The 5,087-nt window shown below is 72.7% G+C and carries 4 protein-coding genes; 3 read left to right on the top strand and 1 reads right to left on the bottom strand.

The genetic code is table 11. The annotated features are described in order from the left end of the window. The first annotated feature begins 134 nt into the window (after positions 1–134). From FNH08_RS51295 to FNH08_RS44170, 3 genes are all read left to right on the top strand, one after another. Complete coding sequence (locus FNH08_RS51295) at positions 135–311, top strand: hypothetical protein (protein ID WP_194238837.1); 177 nt, start codon at positions 135–137, stop codon at positions 309–311. A gap of 146 nt (positions 312–457) precedes the next feature. Beyond that, positions 458–3,523 (top strand): helix-turn-helix transcriptional regulator, encoded by a 3,066-nt coding sequence (locus tag FNH08_RS44165; RefSeq protein WP_152777149.1) that lies wholly within the window; start codon positions 458–460, stop codon positions 3,521–3,523. Between the two features lie 51 nt (positions 3,524–3,574). Beyond that, a complete protein-coding gene (locus FNH08_RS44170; RefSeq protein ID WP_322726433.1) occupies positions 3,575–3,793 on the top strand; it encodes a DUF6191 domain-containing protein in 219 nt (72 codons plus the stop codon). A 19-nt stretch (positions 3,794–3,812) separates the two neighbouring features. Here FNH08_RS44170 and FNH08_RS44175 read toward each other — a convergent pair whose 3' ends face one another. Then, positions 3,813–4,961, bottom strand: coding sequence for a PQQ-dependent sugar dehydrogenase (locus FNH08_RS44175; protein WP_322726434.1), 1,149 nt, complete (start codon positions 4,959–4,961; stop codon positions 3,813–3,815). Positions 4,962–5,087: the final 126 nt, after the last annotated feature.

A 5,087-nucleotide genomic window follows, 5' to 3' on the forward strand; every position in this document is an offset into this window, starting at 1 on the left:
ACGTACGGCGGACCTAAGGCCCCTCGCACGTGCAAGATGCGGAACTCTCCCGATGTGGCGCACCCACCTCGGAGACGAAGGTTGAGGCATCGCGACAAGCGAAGCCGAAACCGACACGTCACGAGGGGTGCGAGATGTTCCAGTACGAGCTCCAGCAGATCCGGTCCGCCGAGCTGATCCGCGATGCCGCCGAGTACCGGCTCGCCCGTGAGGCGCGCCGCGCCGCCCGCGAGGCGTCCCGGCGGCACGAAGCCGAGGGGAGGCCGCATAGTCCCCGCCTCCGCCGACACCGGTTCCCCCGCGCCGCGTGAACCCGGGGGCAGGGGAGGACGGTCGCGCGGGGGGCGGCCGCCCTCACGGGCGCGAGGGCGCGTCGCCGGTGCGTGCGGGCACCCCGCAGGCCCGTGACGGCGTCGTCGTGCCGATATTCGGTGCCGCACTGTCAGACCCGCGTGCGATGCTCGGCAACGTGGAGATGAGGTCCGTCAGTCCGGTATTCGTCGGTCGTGCCGACGAACTCGCGGTGTTGCACGACGCGCTGTCCCGCGCCGCGGCGGGAGAGCCGCAGGCGCTACTGCTCGGCGGCGAGGCCGGGGTCGGCAAGACGCGCCTGGTAGAGGAGTTCGCCACCGCGGCCTGCCGCGAGAGCACGGTCGTCGCGCTCGGCGGGTGCGTCGAGATCGGCGCCGACGGGCTGCCGTTCGCGCCCTTCTCCACCGCCCTGCGTTCCCTGCGCCGACAGCTCCCCGACGAGGTCACCGCCGCGGCCGACGGGCAGGAGGCGGAGCTGGCCCGGCTCCTGCCCGAGCTGGGCGAGGCACCCCGCCGACTGGACGGTCGGCACGACGAGGAAGGCACGGCCCGCCTCTTCGAGCTCACCGCCCGCCTCCTGGAGCGCGTCGCCGCGGACCGCACGGTCGTCGTCGTCCTGGAGGACCTGCACTGGGCCGACGCCTCCACCCGCCACCTCCTCGCCTACCTCTTCCGCACGCTCCGCAGGGGCCGCCTGGTGGTCGTCGCCACCTACCGCGCCGACGACATCCACCGCCGCCATCCGCTCCGCCCCCTGCTGGCCGAGCTGGACCGCCTGCGCACGGTCCGCCGCGTCGAACTGGGCCGCTTCAACCGCGCCGAGGTCGCCCGCCAACTCGCCGGGATCCTCGCCGCCGAACCCGACCCGACCGAGGTCGACGAGATCTTCGAACGGTCCGACGGCAACGCGTTCTTCGTCGAGGAACTGGCCGTCGCCGCCCAGGAGGGCTGCCGCACCGGCCTCAGCGACTCCCTGCGGGACCTCCTCCTCGTGCGCGTCGAGAAGCTGCCCGAGGACGCCCAGCGCGTGGCCCGCATCGTCGCCGAGGGCGGCTCCACCGTCGAGTACGGCCTGCTCGCGGCCGTGGCCCGGCTCCCCGAGGATGACCTCATCGAGGCCCTGCGGGTCGCCGTCGGCGCCAACATCCTGCTCGCCGTGCCCGACGGCGACGGCTACCGGTTCCGGCACTCCCTGGTCCGCGAGGCGGTCAGCGACGACCTGCTGCCCGGCGAGCGCTCCCGCCTCAACCGCCGGTACGCCGAGGCGCTGGAGGCCGACCCGACGCTCGTTCCGGCAGACGGCCGCGCCACCCGCCTGGCCAGCTACTGGTACCACGCCCACGACGCCGCCAAGGCCCTCCCCGCCGTCCTCCACGCCTCCGTGGAGGCCCGCGGCCGTCACGCCCACTCCGAGCAACTGCGGCTCCTGGAGCGGGCGATGGAGCTGTGGGACGCCGCCCCCGACGCCGTACGGGACGGACTGCGCCCCGTCGACTACGCCGAGGTCTACCCTCCCTGTGGCTGCGCCCCCGAGACCACGCCCCTGCGCTACCTCGACCTCCTGGCCGAGGCCGCCGTCGCGGGCCGGCTGTGCGGGGAGCGCGAGCGCGCACTGAAGATCACCAAGCGGGCGCTGCACCTCCTGGGCGAGGACGGCGACCCCCTGCGCGCGGCCTGGTTCTGGGTGCAGCGTTCCCTGCTGGTGCAGGGCCTGGCCCGGGGCGACGGGTGGAAGGAGCTCGGCACCGCGCAGAAGCTGGTGCGCGGACTGCCCCCGTCCGAGGTGCACGCCGAGGTCCTGGCCATGGCCGCGGGCTGGTCCATGCTCCATGAGCCCGGACCCGAGGCGCTCTCCGACGCCCAGCGCGCCGTCGAGTACGCGCGCATGGTGGGTGCCGAGGACATCGAGCTGAACGTACGCCTCACGCTCGGCACCCTGATGGTGGACGCGGGGGACACCGAGGCCGGGCTCGCCGAGATGTACGCGGTCAAGGAGCAGGTGGAGAAGCGCTCGCTGGCCACGCTCGTGGGCCGCAGCCATGTGAACCTGCCGTCGATCCTGGAGGGCGTCGGCCGCTCCCGGGAAGCCGTCACCGTACTCCGGGAGGGCCTCGAGTTCACCCGGAAGATGGGCCTGTCGGAATCGGAGGCATGGGTCTGGCGGAACCTCTCCGAGTCCCTCTTCTCCTTGGGGGAGTGGCACGAGGCAGCCGAGGCCGCGGCGAACGCGATGCGCAGACAGAGCGCGAGGCCATGCGGCGGCGGTGCCCAGCAACTCGCCGACATCGAGCGCGCCCGGGGAGCCGTGGCCGATGCCGCCCGCCTCCTGGCCGACGCCCGCGCCTTCTACGGCACGCATGACCCCCAGCCCCAGAACGATCTCCCGTTGGCCACCCTGACCATCGGCGTCGCCGCCGCCGAAGGCCGCCTCCTCGACGCCCGCGACGAACTGCGCCAGGCCCTGGACTCCGGCTTCCCACCCGGCACCCAGCGCTTCGCCTGGCCCCTCCTGCTCGCCGCGGTCATCGCCGAGGCCGACGCCCGGGGGCTGCCGGTCGCCGACGAAGGGCGCGCCGAGGTCCTGTCCGGCGTCTTCGAGACCGTCAAGAAACTCACCACGGGCGCGCCGGTCTGGGTCGCGTACGAGAAGTGGGTGCGGGCCGAACTCCACCGTGCTGAGGGCGTGCTGGAGCCGGGGACCTGGTCCGAGGTCGTCACCGCCTTCGAGTCGCTGGAGCGGCCGTACGACCTCGCCCGCGTCCGGCACCGGCTCGCCGAGGCGCTGCTGGTGAGCGGCGCCGACGAGGAGGGCCGGGACCGCGCTACGGAACTCCTCCGCCTGGCCGCCGCCGTGGCCGACCACCTGGGCGCCCGCCCCCTCGCCGACTCCGTCGCCCTGCTCGCCCAGCGCGCCCGGCTGACCCTGGCCCGCGCCCCCGAGCCGTCCGCCCCGGCTCCCAGCGACCCTGTCGAGGCACTGGGCCTCACCAGCCGCGAGCGTGACGTCCTCCGCCTGGTCGCCGTCGGCCGCAGCAACCGCCAGATCGCCGAGGAACTGTTCATCTCCCCCAAGACGGCCAGCGTCCATGTCTCCAACATCCTCGCCAAGCTGGGCGTCTCCGGCCGGGGTGAGGCGGCGGCGCTGGCGCATCGTTTGCGGTTGTTCCCGCCGGGGGCAGGGGAGCGGCTCCCGGTGGGAGGATCGGGGTGATGGGGTGATGACGGAGACGAGGGCCGGTGCGGCCGGCCCGGGGGAGGGCTCGTGTTCAACCCGTTCGAGGAACTGTTCGCGCCGGGACGCAAGCACACCAACGACGAACGCAAACGCCTGGAGTTGACCCGCGAGGACGTCGGCGACAGCGACCCCGGGCGGGGGCCGATAGACCTGGACTCGGGGACGGCCGTCATACGCCGACCCGTCGAGCTCCACGACGAGGCGGAGCCCGAGGAACCCCAGGAAGGGGAACCGGACGAGGGCTGAGCCCCGACCCTCCCGGCGGTCACTTCACTTCCAGCTCAAGGAGTTTGTCGTCGCCCTTCTCGGGTGAGCCCCGGCCGTCCGTCTCGCTGGTGGTCAGCCACAGCTTGTCGCCGCCCGCGGAGACGACCGTGCGGAGGCGGCCGTACTCGTCCGTGAGGAAGGCCTGGGGGTCGGCGGAGGGCTTGGTGCCCTCAAGAGGAATGCGCCACAGACGCTCGCCGCGCAGACCCGCCATCCAGACCGAACCCTCCGCGATGGCGACGCCGCTGGGTGACGCGTCCTCCGTGCGCCATTGGGCCACCGGATCGACGAAGCCGGACCTGCCCTCCTTGCCCTCGACGTCCGGCCAGCCGTAGTTGCCGCCGGGCTTGATCAGGTTCAGCTCGTCCCAGGTGTTCTGACCGAACTCCGACGCCCACAGGCGCTGCTTGGTGTCCCAGGCCAGGCCCTGCACATTGCGGTGGCCGTACGAGTACACGAGCGAGTCGCCGAAGGGGTTGCCCGGAGCCGGCTCGCCGTCCGGGGTCATGCGCAGGATCTTGCCGCCGAGGGACTTCTTGTCCTGGGCCAGCGGGCCCTCGTAGCGCTCGCCGGTCGTGGCGTACAGCATCTTGTCGGGGCCGAAGGCCAGACGGCCGCCGTTGTGGTTCGTGCCCTTCGGGATGCCGCGCACGATCGTGTCGGGGGCGCCCAGCTGCTCGCCCGAGGGCTTCTCGGGGTCGTACAGCATGCGCACGACGCGGTTGTCCGACTCCGAGGTGAAGTACGCGTAGATCATGTGGTCCGACGCGTAGTCCGGAGAGATCGCGATTCCCAGGAGGCCGCCCTCGCCCGCGGGGGAGACCCCGGGGACCTCGCCGAGCTCCGTCTTCTTGCCGGTCTTCTCGTCGACGAGCGTGATCGTGCCCTCGTCCCGCGAGGACACCAGCAGTCCGCCCTCGGGGAGCGGGGCCAGGCCCCAGGGGCTGTTCAGGCCCTCGGTGACCGTGCGCACCACCTTCACCGAGCCCTTCGCGGGTGGGGCGCTCTCCTCGGTGCCGCCGTCCGGCGACGCCTCGGGCTTCGTACTGCTCGTGGCCGAGGTGCCGCCGGTGTTCGGTTCCTCACCGTCGTCGGAGGAGCAACCGGCTGTCACCAGGAGCACGGCCGTGGCCAACACGGTCGTCACAGCTCGACGTTGCACGATCAAGGTCCCTTCGACGCGGAGCCACTAACTGTTCTTACGCCGTGAGTGCCCCGCGCGTTCCGGCTCTGGACATTTTTTCGCGGTGTCTGGGGTGGGTGGGGTGAGTGG

The sequence above is a fragment of the Streptomyces spongiae genome (assembly GCF_009377185.1).
GTDB classification, from domain to species: domain Bacteria; phylum Actinomycetota; class Actinomycetes; order Streptomycetales; family Streptomycetaceae; genus Streptomyces; species Streptomyces spongiae.

Coding starts and splice junctions, on each gene's coding strand:
- FNH08_RS51295 (WP_194238837.1), top strand. CDS start 135: ATGTTCCAGTACGAGCTCCAGCAGATCCGGTCCGCCGAGCTGATCCGC.
- FNH08_RS44165 (WP_152777149.1), top strand. CDS start 458: ATGCTCGGCAACGTGGAGATGAGGTCCGTCAGTCCGGTATTCGTCGGT.